The following is a 22,061-nucleotide window of genomic DNA, read 5'->3' as shown; positions in this document are numbered from 1 at the left end:
CGCGGGCAAGGTCGGTGGCTGTGGCTGTGGCTGTGGCGGCGGGGCGGTTAGGTGGGGAGGGTGCGGTTGCTAGCTATGGGGTTCTGCCGACGAGGGGGCGAGCGTGTGGAGGGGCAGTGGCGGCGGTGCTGGTCACCGGGCTGGCGCGTGGCGGGAAGGCCCGAAGCGGGTGGGCCGGTGATCAGGTGGGGCTGGTGTCAGGTGGTGGGGGTGCTGATGCTGGCGATGGGGGCTGCCGTCGGCGGGGGTGAGCGGGCGCGTGAAGGGGGGAGTTGGTGGCGGCGCTGGCCCAGGGTGAGTGGGGTGTGTGGAGGAGGTGGGTGGCGGTGGGGGTTAGGTGGTTAGGGAGAGGAAGCGGTTGGTGTGGGTTATCAGGGCGGTGCCGGGGGTGGTGGGGGCGGGGAGGGTTTCGTAGGGGGTGTGGATGGGGTGGCGGGTGCCGTCGGCGGTGAGGAGGAGGGTGTTGGGGGCGTCGATGACCACTAGTTCGTTGCCGTTGTGGAGTACTACGGGTGCGTCGTAGCCGGCGGAGATGGCAGTGCGGCCGGCGGCGAGGCCTTCCAGTACGGCGGGAACGAGTTCGTCGGGACCCTCGGCGGCGGCGTCGATGGCGATCCAGGTGGTCGGGATGCCGGGCGTCGTCAGTGAGGACGTGTTGTGGTAGTCGCTGCCACCGATCGGAGTTGTCGAGCCGAGACCCCACGCCTGCCACCAGGCGACCGGGCCGCCCCAGTGATGGTCGAGCCAAGACGAGTGCCACACCTCGGCAAGCGGCGGATGTTCCGGCAGCGGATGCCGCCACGAGCAGTCCCCGCCGAGCGGATGGTTGATCGACAACAGCCCACCGCGTTGGGCAACCTCGATGACCCAGTCAGCGGCAGGCCGCCGGAAATCGACCACTCCGATCGCGCCGAAGGCGTTCGCGTGGCCGGTGTCCGTGGTGACCTCCTGACCAGGGATCAGCCCGATCCCGAACTGCCGCCCGACCCCCGGCAGTTCGGCGTGATGCGCCTCGGTGTTGTGATCGGTGATCGCCATGACATCCAGCCCGGCCGAAACTCCGAGCGCCGCGAGGTTGGCGACCGGAGTCGAGCCGTCCGAGTGCAACGAGTGCGCATGGAAGTCACCAGCCACCCACCGAAGCCCGTCGGCCGCCGGCAGCTCGCGGCGCGGCGGCCGAGCCGGTACTCCGACAGCAGCCGTCAAGGCGGCGTACTCCTCCTGGCCCGGGATCACCGAGACCGGGCCGGTGACTGCCTCGACAACCAGCTCGACACCTTCGACAGGCACCCGGTGTAGTCCGATGACCACGAACCAGGTGCCGGCCTCCAGCTCACCAGCCAGGTACCCAGGCGTCGCCGCAGTTGGCGTGATCGCGAAGGACTGCCGGGCGCCACCAGACCAGCCGCGCCAGCCGGCGGCGCCCTCGCACCCGAGATCGATCACCGCACCCTCGACCGCAGGTACGGTCAAGGTCACCGACAACCCAGCGCAGCCCGCAGGGATGTCGACCGGCAGCGAATGCCAGACGGACGAAGCCCTGTCGTCGAGGGTCCAGCGCTGCCGGTAACTCGTGACAGCCATCAGACGACCGCCGGTTGCCGGGCCAGCAGCTCGCCGGACTCCTTGTCGTACAGGAGGACTCGTTGCTCCGAGGCCGTCAGAACCACCGGCGTACCGGGCGAAGGCTCGTCCTCCTCCGGCACGGTGACGCCGATCAGTGTGCCGTCGCAGTCGACCGTGACGAGCGACTGCGTGCCCAGGTTCTCCGCCACGACCACCGAGCCGCGAACCGCGGGCCCGCTCACATCGCCGGTCGACAAGGTGAGGTACTCCGGCCGTACGCCGACCGTCACCTCCGCGCCGGACGGAACCGAACCAGTAGCCGCAGGCAACGATCCACCAGCGATCGAGACCCCGTCCGAAGCGACCGTCCCCGGCAGCAGGTTCATCGGCGTCGATCCGATGAAGTTGGCCACGAAGGTGTTGGCCGGCCGGGCGAACACCTCACGCGGGCTACCGAGCTGCCGCAACTTGCCGGACTGCATCACTGCGATCCGGTCGGCCAGGGCCAGTGCCTCGGCCTGGTCGTGCGTCACGAAGACGGTGGTGATGCCGAGATCCTTCTGCAGCTTCTTCAAGAACGTCCGTGCCTCGAGCCGAAGCCGCGCGTCCAGGTTCGACAGCGGCTCGTCCAGCAGGAGCACCTTGCCCTCGGAGGCGATGGCCCGCGCCAGCGCGACCCGCTGCTGCTGACCACCGGACAGCTGACCCGGCCGCCGTTCGAGCAGCCCTTGCAAGGACAGTTCGTCGCCGGTCTTCTCGGCGACAGAAGCGCGCGTCGCCGCGGCGACCCGCCGTACCTTCAAGGGGTAGGTGATGTTCTCCGAGACGTTCATGTGCGGGAACAGCGCATAGTCCTGGAAGACCATTGCCACGCCGCGCTTGCCCGGCTCGAGCCTGGTGACGTCGGTACTGTCGATCCGCACCGAGCCCTCGGTCGCGGATTCCAGCCCCGCGATCGTCCGCAACAGCGTCGTCTTGCCACACCCGGACGGACCGAGCAGCGCGAAGAACTCACCGTCGGCCACCGTCAGGTCGAGCCCGTCGACGGCGCGCACGCCGTTCGGGTAGACGGTCGCCAGACCTTCGATGTCGATACCGGCCATCAGCTCTTGATCCCTCCATGGAAGCGGAACCCGTACCGCGAGTTCACCAACAGATAAAGCACGACCACCGGGATCGAGAACAGCAGTGAGAAGACCGGGATCACCGAGAGGTTGGCGCTGCCGCCCTCGTCGGTGAAGGTCTGCAGCAGCACGGCGCCTGGCTGCTTGTCGATCGACCGGATCAGCAGGAACGGCACCAGGAAGTTGCCCCACGAGTTGACGAACGCCCACACCAGGATGGTCGCGAGACCGGGCCGCGCCACCGGCAGTACGACGTCCCGCAGGATCTGCAACGTCGAGGCGCCGAACACCCGCGCCGACTCCTCGTAGCTCTTCGGCACCGCGTCGACGAAGTCCTTCAGGATGAAGATTGCCGCCGGCAACAGGCCGCCGGTCATCACCAGCGCGACCCCGAAGCGGGAATCGATCAACCCGAGCTGGAACATCATCACGAAGATCGGCACCATCGCAGCAGTCCCCGTGACCACGGACGACAGCAACAGAAGCCCGTACAGCAAGGCGTCCCGGCCCGGGATCCGCACCCGCGACAGCGCGTAGCTGGCAAGTGCGGCGAAGGCGGTGACGGCCACTGCCGTCGTGACACAGATCAGCAGCGAGTTCACCATCGAGTGCATCGCATACGGATGGTCCAGCGTCTTGCGGACGTTGTCGAGCGTCCAGTCCGGCCAGTGCACGCCGAGCCCGGGTGACTTGTCGAACGGCGCCGAAGCGATCCACAGCATCGGTACTGCGAAGAACAGCGTGATCGCACAGATCAGCACGTAGAAGCCGATCCGGCGTACGACGAAGGCCGGGGTCATGACCGCCTCCTCAGCAGCCGCAGATAGAGCAGTGCCACCAGCAGGTTCGCGATCAGCAGCAGGAACGAGATCGCCGACGAGTAGCCCAGCTCACCGCCTTGCAGCGCGACGTTGTAGATGTAGACGGGCACTGTCTCCGACTCGTGGTTCGGGCCGCCCTTGGTGAGCAGGAACGGCGAGAAGTCGTTGGCCGTCCACAGCGAGATCAGCAGCGTGTTGGTCAGCACGTGCCCGCGGATGTGCGGGAACACCACGTCGCGCAGTGTCTGCCAGCCCGAAGCGCCCACCATCCGGGCCGACTCCAGCTGCGACGGCGGCACGGCCTGCAGCGCGGAGGAGTAGAGCATCATCGAGAACGCTGTGCCCCGCCAAGTGTTGAAGACGATCAGACAGACCATCGGGTAGTCGATCAGCCAGGCCGTGCCTTGCGTACCGAGAATGCTGTTGAGCGTGCCGGTGTCCCGGTCGAAGAACGCGATCCACAAGTAGGCCACCACGGTCGACGGCAGGATCCACGCCAGCAACACCAGTCCCTCGACCGTACGGCGTACTGCCGGTCGCGCGCGCCGCATCGTCCAGGCCAGCGCGAACCCGAGGATGTTCTGGCCGACGATCGCGGAGCCGAGCACGAACAGCACGGTCAGCCAGAGCGCGTTGTGGAACAGCGCGTCGTTGAGCGCCTTCGTGTAGTTGGCCAGTCCGACGATCGACGGCGAGACGGCCTCGACGCCGGTCAGCCGGTAGTTGGTGATGCCGATGTAGATGGTCCAGATGGCCGGGAAGACCAGGAAGGCGCCGATCAGCAACAGGGCCGGGGCCAGGAAGCCGACGGCTCGGGCAACACCGAGACCCGCGACGTCCTGGGCCGGACCACGAACCCGTGCCGGGCGTCCCGGCACGGGTGCAGGTGCGGTGGTCATCAGCTGCTGGAGACCTTGTCCTTGCCGGCGGCGGCCTCGACAGCGGCCTGATAGCTCTTCGCTGCCGCGTCGGTGGACTTACCGCCGACCACGTCCGCGGTCGCCTGCTGCAGCGCGGCCGAGATCTTCGGGTACTCCGCCAGACCCGGCCGGAACTGCGTGATCGGCAGCACCTTGGTGGCAACGAAGTTGAGCATCGGGTCGCCCGCCAGTACCTCGGTGTTGACGTCCGTGCGCTGGGTGATCTTCGCGGCACCGTTGAGCGAGGCCTTCACCATCTCCGCCGAGTTCATGAACTGCAGCAGCTCCCAGGCCTGCTGCGGGAACTTGGTGTTCGGGTTGATCGCGGTCGCACCGCCGCCGGACATCGAGACGAAGTCCTGGCCCTTGACGCCGGCGCCCGGCTTGCTGGCCGGGATCAGCGCGTAGCCCACGGCGGTGTCCCGGTCGGCCATCTTGGCGACACCTTCCTTGGGCTCGACCACGCTGCGCCAGAAGTAGTCGCTCTCGAGCAGGATGCCGATCTTGTTCGCGGCGAACTCGGCGAACGACTTGTCCCGGCCCTTGGCCTCACGCTGCAGCACCGGATCGCCCAGTCCGCTGCCGTAGATCGTCTTGTAGAAGTCGAGGACCTGCCGCAGCTGCGGGGTGTTGCCGAGCCACTTGCCGTCGCTGTTGATGGTCGCGCCGGTGCCCACCAGGAGCGGCAGCACGCCCTGCATCGAGGTGGCCTCGCCCATCGCCGTACCGGCGTTGATCTGGACCGGGGTGACGCCGGGGAGCTTCTTCAGCGCCTGAGCCGCGCTGGTGATCTCGTCCCACGACTTCGGCTGCCAGTCGGCCGGCAGTCCGGCCTGCTGGAACAGCTTCTTGTTGAAGAACAGCACGCGGCCGTCGGTGCCACCCGGTACGCCGTACCGCTTGCCGTCGAACGAGCCGAGCTGCTGCACCGACTCGGGGATCTGCTTCCAGCCGTTCCAGTCGTTCACCTTGGCGGCGTCGCCGACGGTGTCGGTGAGCGGCTTGATGTAACCGGCCTGGGCGAACTCACCGACCCAGATGCCGTCGAGGCTGAACAGGTCGGGGCCGGCCTTGTTGGACAGGCTGAGCGCGAGCTTCTGCTTGTAGACCTCGTCGTCGGAGCCGTCGCCCTGGAACTTCACCGTGACGTCGACGCCCTTGGCCTTCTGCGCCTCGACGAACTTGGGGATCAGGACGTCCTCGGTGAACGTGGCGCCGGCGCTGCTCTTGCCGCCTTTGACCGAGTTCGAGCCGATCGTCAGCTCGACCTTCTTGGCATCGGCGTTGCGGTTCGAGTCCTGGTCGCCGGAGCCGTCGCCGGACGACCCGAGACAGCCGGTCAGCAGCAAGACGGTGGCCGAGCCGAGAACGGCCAGCCGGGACAACCGCGAAATTCGTCGCATCAGGGGGCTCCTTGCGGGGGTTCGGTCCAGGCGGTGCCGGTCCACCTTGGCACTCGCCGGGAACTATGTGAAGACTTTTACCCATCCGGCGGTGAACATAGTCACTTTCCTACTGATCCTCGACCCGGGGTCCAGCCGACCGTTGCCGGTGGCCACTTCTCCGAGCGGTGCGAGCAGGTCAAATCCGATGCAGGCGGCAACCGTTGCGATGAAGTTGAAGTTAGCTCGCGGTTCTGTCACAAACAGTCCAGGTCTAGATACACAGGGTGACTGCTGGAGGTAGCGTCAGTGCCGATCGGGTTCCCTGGATCGGAGGTGACGAAATGTTGCTCGGACTTCTGGACGACCTTCTCGGCTGTGGCTACTGGCACCACTGGCACCACCACTGCTGGTGGTGATCCCACGGCGGTGATCGGAACTCTCCGCTGACGCGCAAGCAGCGGATGCCGACCGGATCCACCGCTCCACCACCCGAACCCGCAACGGTTCACAACTGAACAAACGGTTCGCACAGAAAGGACCGAAACAAGCGGCCGGCCCCGACATCGTCGGGGCCGGCCGTCCTCGTGGTACCAGAGGATCCTTCTCGATCAGCGCCTGGCCAGCTGCATCATCTGCTTCGGCAGTGTCGTCATCTGCGCCGGGACCGGGTTCTTCGCCCGGACCAGGTCGAGAAGGCTCGTCGCGGCGTTCGCGATCGGCAGCGGCAGGGCCAGGCCCAGCGATGCCAGCAGTGCGTTCACGAGTGCCAGCACCGCGCCGAGGATGTCCAGGCCCGGCAGCGGCAAGGCGCTCCAGCCCTGGTACGGGGCGCCGGTGGCCTTGAGGTCACCGGTGGGCTGGGCCTGCTTGGCCTTGCCCTTGCCGATCAGCGAGCTGAGTGCCAGACCGCTCGCCGCGTTGGTGAAGGAACCGTCAGTGGTGTCGTAGTTCCACTTCTGGCCGGCACCGTCACGACAGGGCAGCACCAGGACCGGCGCGTCGGCCGGTGGTGTGACCAGATCCGCGCCGGTGTCCAGGCAGGCACCCGTCTTCGCAAGGGCGCCACCGACGCTCTTGCTCATCGCGACCTGCAACTGGCCCTTCTCGGTGTACACCCACTCCTGGGTCTTGCCCTCCTTGCCGGGAGCGCAGGCCATCATCACCGCCATCGGCACCTTGTTCGCGGTGACGAAGGTGAGGCAGTAGCGGGTGTCGGCCCGGCTGGCGATCTGCTTCACGACGCCCACCTCGACGCCGGGCGGTGGGCCGACCGGTTGGGCGGGTGCCGCGGCCTGCGCCGGGATGGCCGTGGCCAGGGCGACGCTGACGGCGAGCACTGCGACGCCGGTACGGCTCAACAATCTACGGATGATCAAGACAACCTCCAGAGGTCGTGCTATCTCGCGGCGTCAGGTCGTCGGGACCCCGAGGCGAGAGCGCGCCGATTCCGGGGGCCGCGACGACATCCCTTGCGCGTGGGATGCGGTGCGGGTCGATCCTCCGTCAGGAGGTGGTGTGGCCCGGAAGGCCGACGGTGACTCAACGCGACGTTGACGCCACGACCAGTAATGCACAAGAGAGCCGGAGGTGGTTATGGACAATCCCGGAAACTTGATGCCAATGGCAACTAACTGCCAGCCGCGAATGGTTGCGCAGGGCATCGAAATCTGGTTGCGGGTCTGCCGTGCCGGGATCGAGTGGCGGCTGTGGCTCGATCGAGATACTACAACTTTTCGTGCGCAGCACTGCGCCCTTGCAGGGAAGGAGTTTGCACTTCTCCGCAAGGGCGCGATGGTGAAGGTCGTTCAGTTCCTCCGGCGTCAGGGACGGCGCTCCCCAGTTTCGGTGCCGTCGGCAACGGTATGACGTTCGCGGGCGAGCCGGTCCGCCTCGTCGAGGTCGACCGTGCGGCTGTTCTCGTCATCGACGGAGTCACTGGAGGTGGCGGCGTGGCGCGGGACGACAGCGTCGTCGGCCACCTCGGGCCGGGTGTCGCGGTCCAGAGTGGTGCGGTCGTCGTCGAGGGTCGTCGCGCCTTCGGTGGGCTCGGTGGTGGTGGGGGCTGCGGCGACCTGTTGGCGGAGTTCTTTGACCTCCTTGTGCCGGCGGTAGCCGCGGCCGAGTCCCTTCTTCGTCAACCACAGGCCGAGGAACAGGGCGATTCCGGTCGCGGCGCCGAGCAGGAACAGGGTCGGCACGGCGAGTCCGAAGTCGACGCCGAACACCGACATCTTGGTCGTGTCGCCGGAGGAGACCGAGACGCCGAGACCGAACAGGACGGCCAGGACGATCAGGACGATTCCGAGGGCCAGCATGGTCGCTGCCTTTCTTCCAGCAGCCGTACTGCTGGACGGTTAGGCCTCACTGCCTAGAAGTGCTGTGAGCAGCGCGACTGCGCCGCTCTTGTCGAGTGGGTTGTTCCCGTTCCCACATTTGGGTGACTGTACGCACGACGGGCACCCGTCCACGCACTCACAGTGTGCTATCGCCTCACGTGTCGCGGTCAACCAATCGCGCGCCGCGGCATAACCGTGCTCGGCGAACCCCGCGCCGCCCGGGTGACCGTCGTACACGAAGACCGTCAGCCGGCCCGTGTCGGCGTGCCTGGCGGTGGAGACGCCGCCAATGTCCCAGCGGTCGCAAGTGGCGAACAACGGAAGCAGCCCGATCGACGCGTGCTCTGCCGCATGCGCGGCCCCTGGTACGTCGCTCAGACCGAGTCCCGAGACCAGCGCGTCGGGCATGGTCCACCAGACAGCCTTGGTGCGCAGCGTTCGCGCCGGGAGATCCAAGGGCTGCTCGTCGAGGATGTTGCCGGTCCCGAGCTCCTTGCGCTGGTACGAGATCACCTGGCTGGTCACCTGGACCCAGCCGCGCGACAACTCCGCCGAGCCCCAGGCCTGGGTCTGCTCGGCGGCCAGGATGCTGATCTCCGTTTTGTCACGGGCGAAAGTGGTGTAGTCCGGTGAGGCCTGCTCGACGATGGCGGCGTGCCCCTCGAGGTCGAGGCTGCGCACCAGGTACGACTCGCCGGCGTGGACGTACACCGCGCCCTCGTGCACGCTGGCGTGGGCCGAGCCGCCGTCGACCGTACCGAGCAGCCGGCCGGTCTGGTCCTCGACGATCTGCACGGTCTTGCCGCCGGCCGAGCGGATGTCGATCGCGTCGACGGCTCGATCGCGCCTGGTCCAGAACCAGCCGTGCGGCCGCTCGCGCAGCAGCCCTTGCCGGACCAGCTGGCCGATCACGTTCTCGGTGGTGGCTCCGAAGATCTCGTAGTCGGCCGGCGTGAGCGGCAACTCCTGGGCCGCCGCGCAGAGCTGAGGGCCGAGCACGTACGGGTTCTCCGGGTTGAACACTGTCGCCTCGACGGGTCGCCCGAAGATCGCTTGCGGGTGCCGGACCAGATAGGTGTCCAGTGGGTCGTCCCTGGCGACCAGTAGAGCCAGTGCATCGCCACCGGTCCGTCCTGCTCGCCCCGCTTGCTGCCACAGCGACGCGCGCGTCCCCGGCCAACCAGACAGCAGTACTGCGTCCAGCCCAGCGATGTCGATGCCCAGCTCCAATGCGTTGGTCGCTGCGACGCCGGTGAGCTCCCCGCTTTGCAGCATCCCCTCCAGCCGGCGCCGCTCTTCAGGGAGATAACCGGCCCGGTACGCCGATACCTGGTCGGCCAGCGCCGGGTCGACTTCGGCAAGGTTGTCGCGCGCGGTCAACGCGACCGTCTCGGCGCCGCGCCGGGATCGGACGAACGCCACGGTCCTGACTCCCGACACCACCAGATCGGTGAGCAGATCGGCGACCTCAGCCGTCGCGGAACGGCGTACGGGGGCTCCGTTCTCTCCTCTCGCCGAGGTCAGCGGGGGCTCCCACAGGCCGAAGGAGATGCCGCCCCGGGGCGAGCCGTCCGCGACCACCTCCACCATCGGCAGGCCGGTCAGGCGCTCACCGGACACGGCCGGCTCAGCAACGGTCGCGGACGCACAGATGAAGATCGGATGAGCGCCGTACTGCGCGCAGACGCGCCGAAGGCGGCGTAGTACTCCGGCGACGTGCGCGCCGAACACCCCTCGATAGTGGTGGCACTCGTCGACCACGACGTACTGCAAGCAGCCGAGGAACCTGGCCCACCGCTGGTGGTTGGGCAGCACCGATCTGTGCAGCATGTCCGGATTGCTCAGTACATAGGTGGCGTGGTCCCGGGCCCAGTCCCGCTCGGTCCGCTCCGAGTCCCCGTCGAGCGTGGTGGGGCGCAACCCGGGCACGGAGTACGCCGAGACCGCGCGCAGCTGGTCGTGCGCGAGCGCCTTGGTGGGCGACAAGTACAGAACTGACGCCGTACGCCGATGGGGTGATGCCGACTGGGCGATGCTCAGCGTGGCGAAGGCGGGCAGCAGGTAGCCGAGCGACTTGCCCGACGCCGTCCCGGTCGCGACGACGACGTGCTTGCCGCTGTAGGCAGCCTCGGCTGTCGCGACCTGGTGGGTCCACGGCTCGGTCACGCCGGCGTCGGCGAGTTGGCTCAGCACTTCCGCAGGCACCCAGCGCGGCCAGGCGCCGGTGCGGCCTTGCCGGGGCGGCACGGATTCGACGTGGGTGAGCCGTTCGGCCCGGCCGGGCCCGGCAGCCAAGCGTTTGAGTATGAGCGCTGCTTCACCGCTGTCGTGCATCTGCCTGTTCACCGCCCTCACGCATACCGCGAGCGTAGTCGGGGCCGTCGACAACTTCGGACGACGCAGGGTGCCGGAACGTGCCCGGAATGTGCACGGTCGGACGCCGCGGGCGGCTGCAAATGCGGATGCACACAACAGTTCTGTCGAGGAGGTCGACGCGGGATGAGCCGGAATGAAAGAGTTTTCCGCAACGGCCCTACTCACGGTCCGTACATGGTTGAATGCAACAGTTCACGGGATCGGAGGCCGAAGTGGATCTGTCGCTGACGACGCGCTCGGAGGGTGGGCGCACCGTCGTCGAGGTGGGCGGGGAGATCGACGTCTACACCGCGCCGAAGCTGCGCGAGACACTCGTCTCGCTGGTCGACGCGGGGCAGTACGAGTTGGTCGTAGACCTTGAAAGAGTGGATTTCCTGGACTCCACCGGACTCGGCGTACTCGTCGGCGGACTGAAACGGGTCCGCACCCACGACGGGTCGCTGTCCTTGGTCTGTACGCAGGAACGGTTGCTGAAGATCTTCCGGATCACCGGCCTGACCAAGGTTTTCGACATCCACCCCGATGTCGCCTCGGCCATCTGAGGCGACCGGGAAAAGGTGTTGCTGTGACTACGGAGGGTGCCGGCCTTGCCCTTCGGCCCGGGTATGACGTAGACCACCCTGTCGTCAGGTCTGGTCGGATTACCCGTTAGAGTGACCCACCGCGCCAGGTCATTGGTGCTGTTTCGTATTTCCCAACCCTTCGGTAGCGGCTTACGGGGGCCGTCAAGTCCACAGGGGTTGCCAACAAGGAGGACGGATGTCCGCGTCGCTTGCTGTACAAGCGGTGGATCTTTCGTCGAGCAACACCACGCTGGTCATCGTCGTCGGAGTGATCGCGATCTTCGCGGTCGCCATCGCGATGGTGTTCCGCGGTCAGGTGCTTGCCGCGAACGATGGCACCGAAAGTATGAAGACGATCGCCCAGGCGGTCCAGGAAGGTGCTGCCGCCTACCTGAACCGCCAGTTCAAGACGCTGTCGGTCTTCGCCGTGGTCGCGTTCCTGTTGCTGTTCCTGCTGCCTGTGCACAGCGACGGCGACAACGACACCACGCTGAAGATCTTCCGGTCGATCTTCTTCCTGGTCGGTGCGGGCTTCTCCGCCACGATCGGCTACCTGGGCATGTGGCTCGCGACCCGGGCCAACGTCCGCGTCGCCGCGGCCGCACGGGACGAAGGGCGCGAACCTGCCATGCGCGTCGCGTTCCGGACCGGCGGCACGGTCGGCATGGCGACGGTGGGCCTCGGCCTGCTGGGTGCCGCCGCGGTGGTGCTGTTCTTCAAGGGTGACGCCCCGACGGTGCTCGAGGGCTTCGGCTTCGGTGCCGCCATGCTCGCCATGTTCATGCGGGTCGGCGGCGGTATCTTCACCAAGGCCGCCGACGTCGGCGCCGACCTGGTCGGCAAGGTCGAGCAGAACATCCCCGAGGACGACCCCCGCAACGCGGCGACCATCGCCGACAACGTGGGCGACAACGTCGGTGACTGCGCCGGTATGGCGGCCGACCTGTTCGAGTCGTACGCCGTGATGCTGGTGGCGTCGCTGATCCTCGGCAAGGCGGCCTTCGGCGAGCAGGGCCTGATCTTCCCGCTGATCGTGCCGGCCATCGGCGCCGTCACCGCGGTCATCGGTGTCTTCCTGACCAAGCCGCGGACCGGCGAGAACGGTCTGAAGACGATCAACCGGGCCTTCTACATCTCGGCCTTCATCTCGGCCGTGCTCTGCACGATCGCGGCGTTCGTCTACCTGCCGGCCAAGTTCGGCGACCTGACCGGCGCGACCGACGCGATCTCCGCCCACGACGGTGACCCCCGCGTCATCGCCACGGTGTCGGTGATCATCGGCATCGTGCTGGCCGCGATCATCCTGGCGCTGACCGGCTACTTCACCGGTACCGAGGACAAGCCGGTGCAGGACGTCGGCAAGACGTCGCTGACCGGTGCCGCGACCGTGATCCTGTCCGGCATCTCGGTCGGCTTCGAGTCGGCCGTCTACACCGCGCTCGTGATCGCCGCCGCCGTGTACGGCGCGTTCCTGGTCGGCGGTTCCGGCGTGGTCGCGCTGTTCGCGATCGCGCTGGCCGGTTGTGGTCTGCTCACCACCGTCGGCGTCATCGTCGCGATGGACACCTTCGGCCCGGTCTCCGACAACGCGCAGGGCATCGCCGAGATGTCCGGTGACGTCGACGGCGAGGCGGCCCAGATCCTGACCGAGCTGGACGCCGTGGGTAACACCACCAAGGCGATCACCAAGGGCATCGCGATCGCCACCGCCGTACTGGCCGCGACCGCGCTGTTCGGTTCGTACACGGACTCGATCTACGCGGTGCTGAACGACGCCGGCGACGCCGCGTTCAACGCGGACGCCCTGGTCTTCGACCCGTCCACGCTGGTCGGCCTGATCATCGGCGCTGCCGTCGTGTTCATGTTCTCCGGTCTCGCGATCAACGCCGTCGGCCGCGCCGCCGGTGCCGTCGTGTACGAGGTACGCCGCCAGTTCCGGGACATCCCCGGGATCATGGAGGGCACCGGCAAGCCGGAGTACGGCAAGGTCGTCGACATCTGCACCCGCGACTCGCTGCGTGAGCTGGCCACCCCTGGTCTGCTCGCGATCCTGGCCCCGGTCGCCGTCGGCTTCGGCCTCGGCGCCTCGGCACTGGCCGGTTACCTGGCCGGCGCGATCGCCAGCGGCACCCTGATGGCCGTCTTCCTGGCCAACTCCGGTGGCGCCTGGGACAACGCGAAGAAGCTGGTCGAGGACGGCAACCACGGCGGCAAGGGTTCGCCGGCACACGAGGCCACCATCATCGGTGACACCGTGGGCGACCCGTTCAAGGACACCGCCGGCCCGGCCATCAACCCGCTGATCAAGGTGATGAACCTGGTGTCGGTGCTGATCGCTCCGGCCGTCGTCGGGATGTCGACCATCGGCGAGGACACCAACACCGCGCTGCGGATCGCCATCTCCTTGGTGGCACTGGTGATCATCGCCGCGGCCGTGATCGTCTCCAAGCGCCGCGAGTCCGTCATCTCGGACACCCCGGCCGAGGTGAACGCCGCCGCGTGATCTGACCAGCAGGTCAGGACAAACAGCACTCAGCAGTGACCGCAAGGCCCGTCGGAGAATCTCTCCGGCGGGCTTTGCGCTTTGTATACAAGGATTTCCACGGGCGGTCTGGTCGCTGGACCGCTATCGTCTGTCTGACTTTCGACCGGCAGCCGTCTACTTTCGGCTGATGCGTGAGCCTTGCGAGTGAGGGATCGTCGGGGGCGGGTCAGGGAGTTAACCGATGGCGGGGTCCAGGGTGGCAACGGCAGAATCCACCCAGAGGTGGACACACCGGATCCGCCCGGGGTCCGATGTGATGACCCGACCTGGCCTCGATACTGATAGCAACAGCCCGCCCGAGGATTCACTGGCGCGCCACCGAACGAGGAGTACGGCGATGATCGAGGCAAAAGGCCTCACCAAGCGATACGGCGCAACTGTTGCCGTTGACAACCTGTCTTTCGAGGTGAAGCCCGGCAAGGTGACCGGCTTCCTCGGCCCGAACGGGGCCGGCAAGTCCACCACCATGCGGATGATCCTGGGACTCGACACCCCCACCTCCGGCGACGTCCGCATCGACGGCCAGCACTACCGCGACCTGCGGCAGCCGCTGACCAAGATCGGCGCCCTGCTGGACGCCAAGTGGGTGCACCCGAACCGTTCGGCCCGGGCACATCTCGCCTGGATGGCCGCCTCCAACAAGCTGCCGAAGTCGAGTGTCGACAAGGCCCTGGAGATGGTCGGCCTCACCTCGGTCGCGAACAAGCGCGCCGGGGCCTACTCGCTGGGTATGTCACAGCGCCTCGGCATCGCCGGCGCCCTGCTCGGCGACCCGGAGATCCTGCTCTTCGACGAGCCGGTCAACGGACTCGACCCCGAGGGCATCGTCTGGATCCGGACCTTCATGCACCGCCTGGCCGACGAGGGCCGGACCGTGCTGGTCTCCAGCCACCTGTTGTCCGAGATGGCGCTGACCGCCGAAGAGCTGATCGTGATCGGCCGCGGCAAGCTGATCGCGCAGAGCACCACCACCGAGTTCGTCGACCGCGCGAGCGGCACGACCGTGAAGGTCCGCAGCCCGCAACTCGACCAGCTCCAGGGCGTTCTCAACCAGCAGCAGCTGGTGACCCGGATCGAGGACGTCGAGGACCAGGGCAAGGTGTTGTTCGTCGAGGGCGACACCACCACCGACCAGATCGGTGAGGCCGCCGCCGCGGAGGGCATCGTGCTGCACGAGCTGACCTTGCAGCGTGGCTCGCTGGAAGCGGCGTTCATGCAGATGACCGGCGACTCGGTCCAGTACCACGCGCACGACGAGATTGCCGCAGTCACCGACGTGACCGCGGTTCCGCCGGTCTCCGGCGCCGAGGTGGCCGCCGGGCCGAAGGAGGACAACTGACATGTCGGTGATCACAGTCGAGCGCATCAAGCTCTTCTCCACCCGCTCCCCGTGGTGGTGCATGATCGTCGCCGCCGTGCTGACCATCGGCTTCGCAGCGCTGACCACCGGGTTCCTCAAGGGCGCGGACGAGCAGCGGGCCACGATCTTCATCACCCAGCCCGGGGCGCAGCTGAGCCAGATGGTGATGATGGTGATGGCAGCGCTGGCCGTCACCACCGAGTACCGCTTCGGCACCATCCGGACCAGCTTCCAGGCCGTGCCGCAGCGCACCGCGCTGCTGCTGGGCAAGACCGCGGTGGTCGCTTTCCTGGCCGGTGTCGTCGGTCTGATCGCGTCCTTCGGGGCGTGGGGTATCGGCAACCTGTTCGTCAGCGGTGCCGACCTGTCCATCGACACCCCAGCCGAGTGGCGGCTGCTGGCCGGGCAGGGCCTGATCTTCGCCCTCTCGGCCGTCATCGCGGTCGCGATCGGCATCCTGATCCGGCAGAGCGCCGGCGCGATCGCGATCCTGATCCTCTGGCCGCTGCTGGTGGAGAACCTGTTCAACCTGATCCCGAAGGTCGGCGACGACATGGCTCAGTGGTCGCCGTTCGCCAATGGCAGCTCCTTCCTGAACCAGGGTCAGGACTTCGGTCTGGCCGGGTCCCAGGGTGACTACGCCATGGGACCCTGGCTGGCACTGCTGTACTTCGCCGGCTGGGCGGCGGCGTTGCTGACGATCGCCCTGATCAGCGCCAGCAGGCGCGACGCCTGATCCTCGCGTTCGGCAGGCGGTACAGGTAGTTGGAAGACCGTCGGTCCGCTGGGGATCGGTGGCGGGGGAGAATGAAGGCCCGGCCGGGCTGAGGGGTCCTGGTCGCTGCGGCCCGTGGGGCATCCACCAGATGCACCACGGGCCGCTTCCTTTGCCTGGGGGGTCGGGTGCGAGTTGTGTGGCGGGTGGGCCTGGTGAACGTCTAGCCTGCGCTGCATGACCGACTGGGCGCGGGTTCGCGCCGATGGCTTTCCTGTTCCGACCGATCGTCCGCTTGCTGAGCTGGTGGGTGAGCTGTCGGGGATGTTGCGGTCGCCCGATCCCGCTGTTCGGGACGGGCAGGCGTACTCGACGCTTGCGACGTGGATCGGGAAGGGAGTGCTGAGTACCCAGCAGCTTCGGGCGCTCGGGGACGAGATGGTGGGCCGGTTCGGGGACGAGGAGATCCAGGCGCGGACCTTCGCGCCGCTGATCCTCGACTCGATCGTGTCGGCCGGGGTCTTCGAGCCGGCCTGGGTGCCGCCGTTCGAGCGCTGGTACGTCGCCGAGGAGGATCTGCGCGGCTACGACCCGAAGCTCGGCTGGTTGCACGCGATGGCCCACGGCAGCGACCTGCTGGGCTCCCTGGCGCTCGTTCCCGCCGTCGAGCCGGTGGAGATGCTCCGGCTCGGTATCGGGCGTCTGCTGACCCCCACAGACCACGTGATGCAGGATCTCGAGGACGACCGGCTCGGATTCGCCCTGTCGGCCGCCCTGACCCGGCCGGACCTCAGCGCTGCGGACGCGACCAGCTGGCTGGACCCCGCGGTCCGCGCGATCAGCATGCACACGGTGGGCGGTATCGCTCCCGAGTCCTCCAACACCCTCCGCACCCTGCGCGTCGTCTACGCCATGGTCGACAACGGTGTGTTGCTGGACCGCGAGAAGCCGGCGGTCCGGGTCCGTCATCGCGACGCGATCAAGGTCAAGCTCGTCGACGTCTTCCGCGCCGCGACTCCGTACTACTTCTGATCGATGACCGAACCCGTCACCGCCGCGATCCGCGCGAACTACGCCACTGTCGCCACCGCGTACGCCGGGAAGTGGGCCGACGTCCTTGCCGTGCACGCGCGGGCGGTCGCGGCTCGTCTCGACCTGAACGAAGCCCGTCGCGTCGCCGAGCTCGGTTGTGGTCCGGGCCGGCTGCTGCCTCACCTCGAGCAGCTCGCTCCGAAGGCGCGGGTGATCGGTGCCGATCTGACCGAGGCGATGCTCCGCCAGGCGCCGGCCCGGTTCGCCCGGGTGGTCGGCGACGTCCAGGCTCTGCCGTTCGCCGAAGCGAGTCTGGACGCCGTCGTCATGCCGTTCGTGTTGTTCCATCTCCCTGATCTCCCTTCTGCTCTGTCCGAGGTACGCCGGGTGATGGCGCCTGGTGGTTCCTTCGCCGCGGTGACCTGGTCCGGCCACGACCCGCATCCGGCGTACGAGGTTTGGGTGCGGGTGATCGACGAGTACGGCGCTCCGCCTGATCCCTCACCGCAGATGCCGTCCAATGCGGTCACCTCCGACCCGGTCGAGCTCGAGGCGGCCTTGAGAGCGGCGAACTTCGGCCGGGTTGAGATCACCGTCGAGCGGTTCCACCATCACCCCACGGCGCAGGAGTTCCTCTCGCACTCCCAGGTCATCGGGGCGATGGCGCGGCGGCTCGCCCTGCTGGGGGCCGACCTCCGCGCAGAATGCCTGGCGGATGCCGAGCGGCAACTGGCCGAACTCCCTCCAGAAGCGTTCGTCGAGTCCGGCACGGTGCTTTACACGACCGCCCGCTGATCACACCTCAGCCGAAGGTGGCTGTGGCGGTCAGAGTTGGGTAGACGGCCGTGCCTGACTTGGGTGAGTTGTGAGGGCTGAAACTGTTGCTGGTGAAGTTCAGTCGTGGCTGCGCCTTGAGTTGGACGGATTTGGCCCCGGCCGGTACTGCGATGGCGATGATGTCGGCCTCCGGAGAGTTGACTCCGGCCGATTTCCCGACCGAGGTGCCGTCGGCGGTGGCGGTCAGCATCGGGTCGGCCCATGACTTGTCGTACTGGAGGAACGTGTACTCCAGACTCGATTTCAGCTCCACCCGGATCCACGTCTGGCCGTCCGGCGCCCACCCGGCTGCGGGATCCCAGGGCATCAAGGCGGCCCGGCCCAGCGAATACGAGAATTTGCTGCGGAAGCTGTATCCAAGGGTGATCGACTTGGTGGGGACGGATTTGTTCAGCGTGGCCATCGTTCCCGTTCGGTAGAAGGCTGCCGCGGTCGTGCTGGTCCGCTTCCCGGTGGTCAGGGACAGGGTCTGGACGACCGGTCCATTGGTTGCTGTCAGCAACACTTCGGTGGCGTCCTTCGGAACCGAGGCGATCAAGGTCCGCTCCGGTACGACGGCCGAGCCGGCCGCATCGGGAAGGATGTCCACCGGTCGTTGCTGACCGCCTACTGTGACGGTCCACTTCGTCGCAACGGCCTTTGCGTCGCCGCTCGCAGGATCGACGAGCTCGCGCCCGGTCAAGGGATCCATGGTCGGTGCAGTGCCGAACACAGCGGCGATGAACTTCTCACCACTGGCAGGTGCCCGCACCTCGGCACCGCTGCCGATCGTCTCGGGGGTAGCAATGCCTTTCAGCGTAAGGGTTCCGTCCGGTACGACGAGTTTGTCGCCCGCCGGCTTGAGATCGAAAGTCTGGCTCTGGTCGCTCACCTGGGTCAGGCCGGCCGGAGCAGCCGGCGCGGGTGGCGCCGCCAGGACGTCCGCGTCGTCAGCAGCCTTCTTGTCGTCCGGACGCCAGAGCTCGCTGCTGTCCGGTCTGACCTGGGAGATCTTCCACGGCTCGTCCTCGGGCAGCTCCAGCCCTGGTTTGTCCCCTCCTGTTGTCTCGATCCGGGCCACGTCCCACACCTGCCGCTCCGCACTGCCCAGGCGGCGGAGCGGACCGCAGGCGACCGTTCCCAGAGATTTGTTGCCATCGGCACCGGTGACGAAATAGCAGCGCGCCTCGGCGCTGAGGTTCTTGTTCGACTCGTCGTCGACCTGCCGGTGCCAAGCCGACTCGGCGGTCGTCAGGAACGCCTCGGCCGTCTTCTTCTCGACCGTCCCGGCGCCTGTCTCCAGCCCTGATGCCCCGCATCCGGACACGAGCACCAGGCCCGCGGCCACGGCGAGCCCCGCACGCATCTTCATCCGTCATTCCCTTCGGCTGCGACCTTCTGATGCTTTGAATATGCCAGCATCGGACCCGCTCCCGTCGGCCCGAATCTGCAACCTGTGGATAACTCTGGGAGCCACCTCAGGGACGTCTGGGAGGATGGAGCCGTGGATGCGATAGCGGAGCAGTTGCGTGCCGAGTTCGGCGCGGCCGAGTACACGGTCGATGGGGTCGCCGAGCGGTTGGGTGTCCAGGCCAACAATGCGCTGGCGCGGAACGAGACGACACTCGCCGCGAGCAGAACGGCCGCGGGCGAGCCGATCGATGCGATGATCCGGCTCTTCCTCTTGCAGCGACCAGTGCCGGAAACGACCGCCCGTAAGGCGTTTCCGCAGACGTTCCCGCAATTACTTGCCTTAGGCATCACCCAGCAACACGGTGATGAGGTGACCGCTGCCGTCGACATCCGGCCTTATGCAGAAGACGAGCGGCAGTGGTGGGTGGTCGCCGACCTGACGCCAGGACTGGACGGCCGCCGCGAGCCGATGCGGCCCGACTACGTCCTCGGCATCGCGCCGGCGAGTCTGAGCCTGGTGAAGCTGACCGTTCCGATCAAGGCCGAGAAGGCGCTCGACGTGGGCACCGGCTGCGGCATCCAGGCCTTGCACCTGACCGACCGCGTCAACCACATAGTCGCAACGGACGTGAATCCCCGCGCACTCCAGCTCACCCGCTGGACGGCCGCGCTGAACGCGATCGAGCTGGATGTCCGCGAAGGTAGTCTCTACGAACCGGTCGCGGGCGAGCGCTTCGACCTCATCGTCAGCAACCCGCCGTACGTGATTGCGCCGCCGAGCGATGGGCGGCTGACCTATCGGGAGACCGGGTTCGCGGGGGATTCGGTGGTCGAGCAGCTCGTCCGGCAGGCGCCGGGGCAGCTGACCGAAGGCGGCTGGTGCCAGCTGCTCGCGAACTGGACGTGTATCAAAGGAGAGGACTGGCAGCAGCGGATCGCTTCCTGGACAGGGGATCGGGCGGCCTGGGCGGTTCAGCGCGAGCAGCTGGATCCGGCGGAGTACGTCGAGTTGTGGTTGCGCGACGCCGGGCTGCACGGACGGCCGGAGTACACGAGCCGGTACGACGCGTGGCTGCGGTGGCTCGACGAGCAAGGGGTGGAGGCGATCGGGATGGGGTGGATCAACCTGCGGAATCTCCCCGGCAGCCTGGATGCCGAGGACTGGCCGTACGAGATCGAGCAGCCGATCGGCCCGGCCGTGCTCGAGCGGTTCGAGCGCCGTGAGGGATTGCCGGCCGATCTGACCGGCCTGCACCTCGTGGTCGCCGACGACGTGGTCCAGGAGACCGCCGGGCAGCCCGGTGCCGAGGATCCCGCGACGATCGTGCTTCGACGGCAGCGCGGGATGCGCAGAGCCGAGCAGGCCGACACCGTGCTGGCCGGATTCGTCGGAGCATGCGACGGTGAGCTCAGCGTCGGCCAGATCCTCGACGCGCTCGGCAGCCTGCTGGAGCGCGACGACGTCCACACCGAGTACCTGCCGAAGATCAGAACCCTCATCACAGAAGGGTTTTTGACCTACTGAGCCGACCGGCGACGGCGCTTCTCGGCGTACATGCGGGCGTCGGCCTCGGTGAGGAGCTCGCTGATCGGGGTGCCGTCGGTGCTGGTGGCGTGGCCGATGCTGAGGCGGAGCATCATGAACCACGGCTCGACAGCAGTGCTTGCGACTCGCTCGGCGGTCGCCCTGATCCGCTCGACCAGTTCGCGGGCGCCGCGCTCGTCGGGATTGTCCAGGACGACGACGAACTCGTCGCCGCCCGCCCGGGCCACGACGTCCTCGGCCCGGCACTGCTCGCTGAGCAACTGCGCGACCCGGCGCAGTACTGCGTCTCCGCAGGCGTGCCCGTGGCTGTCGTTGACGATCTTGAGGTTGTCCACGTCGATGGCGATCACGGCGACCGAGCGTCCCGAGTCGACGGCGAGCGACATCCGCTCGTCGAGCGCCCGCCGGTTGCCGACGCCCGTCAGCGGATCTTCTCGCGCGGCTCGCCACTCGGCGTCGTGCCGGATCGAGAGCTCGTGGTTCGCGAGCGCGCTGCGGACGGCGTACAGGCCGCGGAGGCGTTCGGCCCACCAGCCGCGCGTGATCGCTCGCGCGTACTGCAGACCGATCGCAGCGCCGGAATCGCCTGTGCCCGCAACGATCTGTACTGCGGTGTGCCGGACCAGCGCCTCGACCGGCGGGTCCGACGTCGGCGGGAGATCGGTGCCGGCCCGGTCGGCCGCCTCCAGCGCGTCATCGAGCCGGCCGAGCGCCGCATAGGCCTTGGCGAGATAGGCTCCTGCGATCGCGGCCAGCTCCATCGATCCGAGCTTGGCCAGCTGATCACGGCAGTCGCGCAGGATCACCGCCGCGCCGGCCGGATCCGACTCGCGGTCGCAGGCCGCCAGCCACATCCGTCCGGTCATCGGCCAGTACCCGATCAGATCCGCGCCGACGATCACCTCGATCGCCTCACCCGCCCAGCGCCGCGCCTCTTCGTGCCGGCGGCGGATCTCCTCGTCGTACGCCGGGTCGCCGAGCCGTTCCATCTCGTGCGCCCAGCGCAGGTTCGACTCGGCCAGGTTGAGCCGGTTGATCGCGGGGGACTCCGGCAGCCCGAGCGGATCGGTGTCGGCCTCGGCAGCGAGTTCGAAGTGCGGGATGCACAACTCGAACAACCGCAGCAGGTCGTAGGCGTAGCCGAGTCCGGTGTGCGCCCAGCCGGCCAGACCACGGTCACGGGTCTGGGAGAGCGCATTCTCGGCGGCGACCAGGTCGGCGACCGAATCGCCGCCCTCGCCGGCCCGGATGAGCGTGACGATGCGCAGCGCGAGCGCGTTCGCCTCCCAGCCCGGTTCGTCGATCGCCCGGGACGCCCGGATGCAGCCGTCCACCGCGTCCAGCGCCTCTTCGAAGTCGGCGCGGTAATGGGCCGTGACGGCTCGCACGTACTCCGCGGCGGCGCGTTCGTTCGACGGCTCCGGACCGAGTTCACTCAGCAGCGCGCGGATGTCGCTCGCGGCCTCGGCCGGATTTCCCGACTGGGCGCGCGTCATCGCCGCTGCGATCCGGGCGGTCACCCCAGACGTCTCGCGCACGCGAC

The 22,061-nt window shown here is 67.7% G+C and carries 17 protein-coding genes; 7 read left to right on the top strand and 10 right to left on the bottom strand.

Features of this window, described 5'->3' with window-relative positions:
• Positions 1–333: 333 nt before the first annotated feature.
• The 8 genes from DIZ26_RS14325 to DIZ26_RS14290 form a co-directional block, all read right to left on the bottom strand.
• Positions 334–1,584 (bottom strand): CehA/McbA family metallohydrolase, encoded by a 1,251-nt coding sequence (locus DIZ26_RS14325; protein WP_112241389.1) that lies wholly within the window; start codon positions 1,582–1,584, stop codon positions 334–336.
• Entirely contained in the window at positions 1,584–2,669 is a 1,086-nt protein-coding gene (locus tag DIZ26_RS14320; RefSeq protein ID WP_112241387.1) for an ABC transporter ATP-binding protein, read from the bottom strand. The genes DIZ26_RS14325 and DIZ26_RS14320 overlap by 1 nt, the downstream gene beginning before the upstream one ends.
• Entirely contained in the window at positions 2,669–3,490 is an 822-nt protein-coding gene (locus tag DIZ26_RS14315) for a carbohydrate ABC transporter permease (RefSeq protein ID WP_112241385.1), read from the bottom strand. The genes DIZ26_RS14320 and DIZ26_RS14315 overlap by 1 nt, the downstream gene beginning before the upstream one ends.
• Positions 3,487–4,410: a carbohydrate ABC transporter permease gene (locus tag DIZ26_RS14310; protein ID WP_232828340.1), complete on the bottom strand. Its 924-nt coding sequence runs from the start codon at positions 4,408–4,410 to the stop codon at positions 3,487–3,489. The genes DIZ26_RS14315 and DIZ26_RS14310 overlap by 4 nt, the downstream gene beginning before the upstream one ends.
• Positions 4,410–5,834 carry an extracellular solute-binding protein gene (locus DIZ26_RS14305; protein ID WP_112241383.1) on the bottom strand — a complete coding sequence of 475 codons (1,425 nt, stop codon included), beginning with the start codon at positions 5,832–5,834 and terminating at the stop codon, positions 4,410–4,412. Before DIZ26_RS14305 ends, DIZ26_RS14310 begins: the two co-directional genes overlap by 1 nt.
• A 590-nt stretch (positions 5,835–6,424) precedes the next feature.
• Complete coding sequence (locus tag DIZ26_RS14300) at positions 6,425–7,192, bottom strand: RICIN domain-containing protein (protein WP_157979711.1); 768 nt, start codon at positions 7,190–7,192, stop codon at positions 6,425–6,427.
• Positions 7,193–7,636: 444 nt separating this feature from the next.
• Positions 7,637–8,131 (bottom strand): hypothetical protein, encoded by a 495-nt coding sequence (locus DIZ26_RS14295; protein ID WP_112241378.1) that lies wholly within the window; start codon positions 8,129–8,131, stop codon positions 7,637–7,639.
• A gap of 39 nt (positions 8,132–8,170) precedes the next feature.
• Positions 8,171–10,486: a DEAD/DEAH box helicase gene (locus DIZ26_RS14290; protein WP_112241375.1), complete on the bottom strand. Its 2,316-nt coding sequence runs from the start codon at positions 10,484–10,486 to the stop codon at positions 8,171–8,173.
• Between the two features lie 254 nt (positions 10,487–10,740).
• On the opposite strand from DIZ26_RS14290, the gene DIZ26_RS14285 reads away from it, so the two are divergent.
• From DIZ26_RS14285 to DIZ26_RS14260, 6 genes are all read left to right on the top strand, one after another.
• Positions 10,741–11,070 carry an STAS domain-containing protein gene (locus DIZ26_RS14285; RefSeq protein ID WP_112242100.1) on the top strand — a complete coding sequence of 110 codons (330 nt, stop codon included), beginning with the start codon at positions 10,741–10,743 and terminating at the stop codon, positions 11,068–11,070.
• Positions 11,071–11,287: 217 nt separating this feature from the next.
• Entirely contained in the window at positions 11,288–13,594 is a 2,307-nt protein-coding gene (locus DIZ26_RS14280) for a sodium-translocating pyrophosphatase (protein ID WP_112241373.1), read from the top strand.
• A gap of 379 nt (positions 13,595–13,973) precedes the next feature.
• Positions 13,974–14,975 (top strand): ABC transporter ATP-binding protein, encoded by a 1,002-nt coding sequence (locus tag DIZ26_RS14275; RefSeq protein ID WP_112241371.1) that lies wholly within the window; start codon positions 13,974–13,976, stop codon positions 14,973–14,975.
• 1 nt (position 14,976) lies between these two features.
• Positions 14,977–15,732, top strand: a complete 756-nt coding sequence (locus DIZ26_RS14270; RefSeq protein ID WP_112241369.1) for a hypothetical protein — start codon at positions 14,977–14,979, stop codon at positions 15,730–15,732.
• Between the two features lie 216 nt (positions 15,733–15,948).
• Entirely contained in the window at positions 15,949–16,743 is a 795-nt protein-coding gene (locus tag DIZ26_RS14265; protein WP_112241367.1) for a DUF2785 domain-containing protein, read from the top strand.
• 3 nt (positions 16,744–16,746) lie between these two features.
• Positions 16,747–17,538, top strand: a complete 792-nt coding sequence (locus DIZ26_RS14260; RefSeq protein ID WP_112241365.1) for a class I SAM-dependent methyltransferase — start codon at positions 16,747–16,749, stop codon at positions 17,536–17,538.
• Between the two features lie 7 nt (positions 17,539–17,545).
• On the opposite strand, the gene DIZ26_RS14255 is transcribed toward DIZ26_RS14260, so the two are convergent.
• Complete coding sequence (locus tag DIZ26_RS14255; RefSeq protein WP_112241362.1) at positions 17,546–18,931, bottom strand: hypothetical protein; 1,386 nt, start codon at positions 18,929–18,931, stop codon at positions 17,546–17,548.
• Between the two features lie 132 nt (positions 18,932–19,063).
• On the opposite strand from DIZ26_RS14255, the gene DIZ26_RS14250 reads away from it, so the two are divergent.
• Positions 19,064–20,497 carry a DUF7059 domain-containing protein gene (locus tag DIZ26_RS14250; protein ID WP_112241361.1) on the top strand — a complete coding sequence of 478 codons (1,434 nt, stop codon included), beginning with the start codon at positions 19,064–19,066 and terminating at the stop codon, positions 20,495–20,497.
• Here DIZ26_RS14250 and DIZ26_RS14245 read toward each other — a convergent pair.
• Entirely contained in the window at positions 20,491–22,056 is a 1,566-nt protein-coding gene (locus tag DIZ26_RS14245) for a GGDEF domain-containing protein (RefSeq protein WP_232828339.1), read from the bottom strand. The genes DIZ26_RS14250 and DIZ26_RS14245 overlap by 7 nt on opposite strands.
• Positions 22,057–22,061: the final 5 nt, after the last annotated feature.

Origin of the sequence: Kribbella monticola, from assembly GCF_003261635.1 — a bacterium.
In the GTDB taxonomy this organism is placed as follows: Bacteria; Actinomycetota; Actinomycetes; order Propionibacteriales; family Kribbellaceae; genus Kribbella; species Kribbella monticola.
Note: the sequence above shows the minus strand (reverse complement) of the source record. Positions and strands in the feature narration are given on the sequence as shown.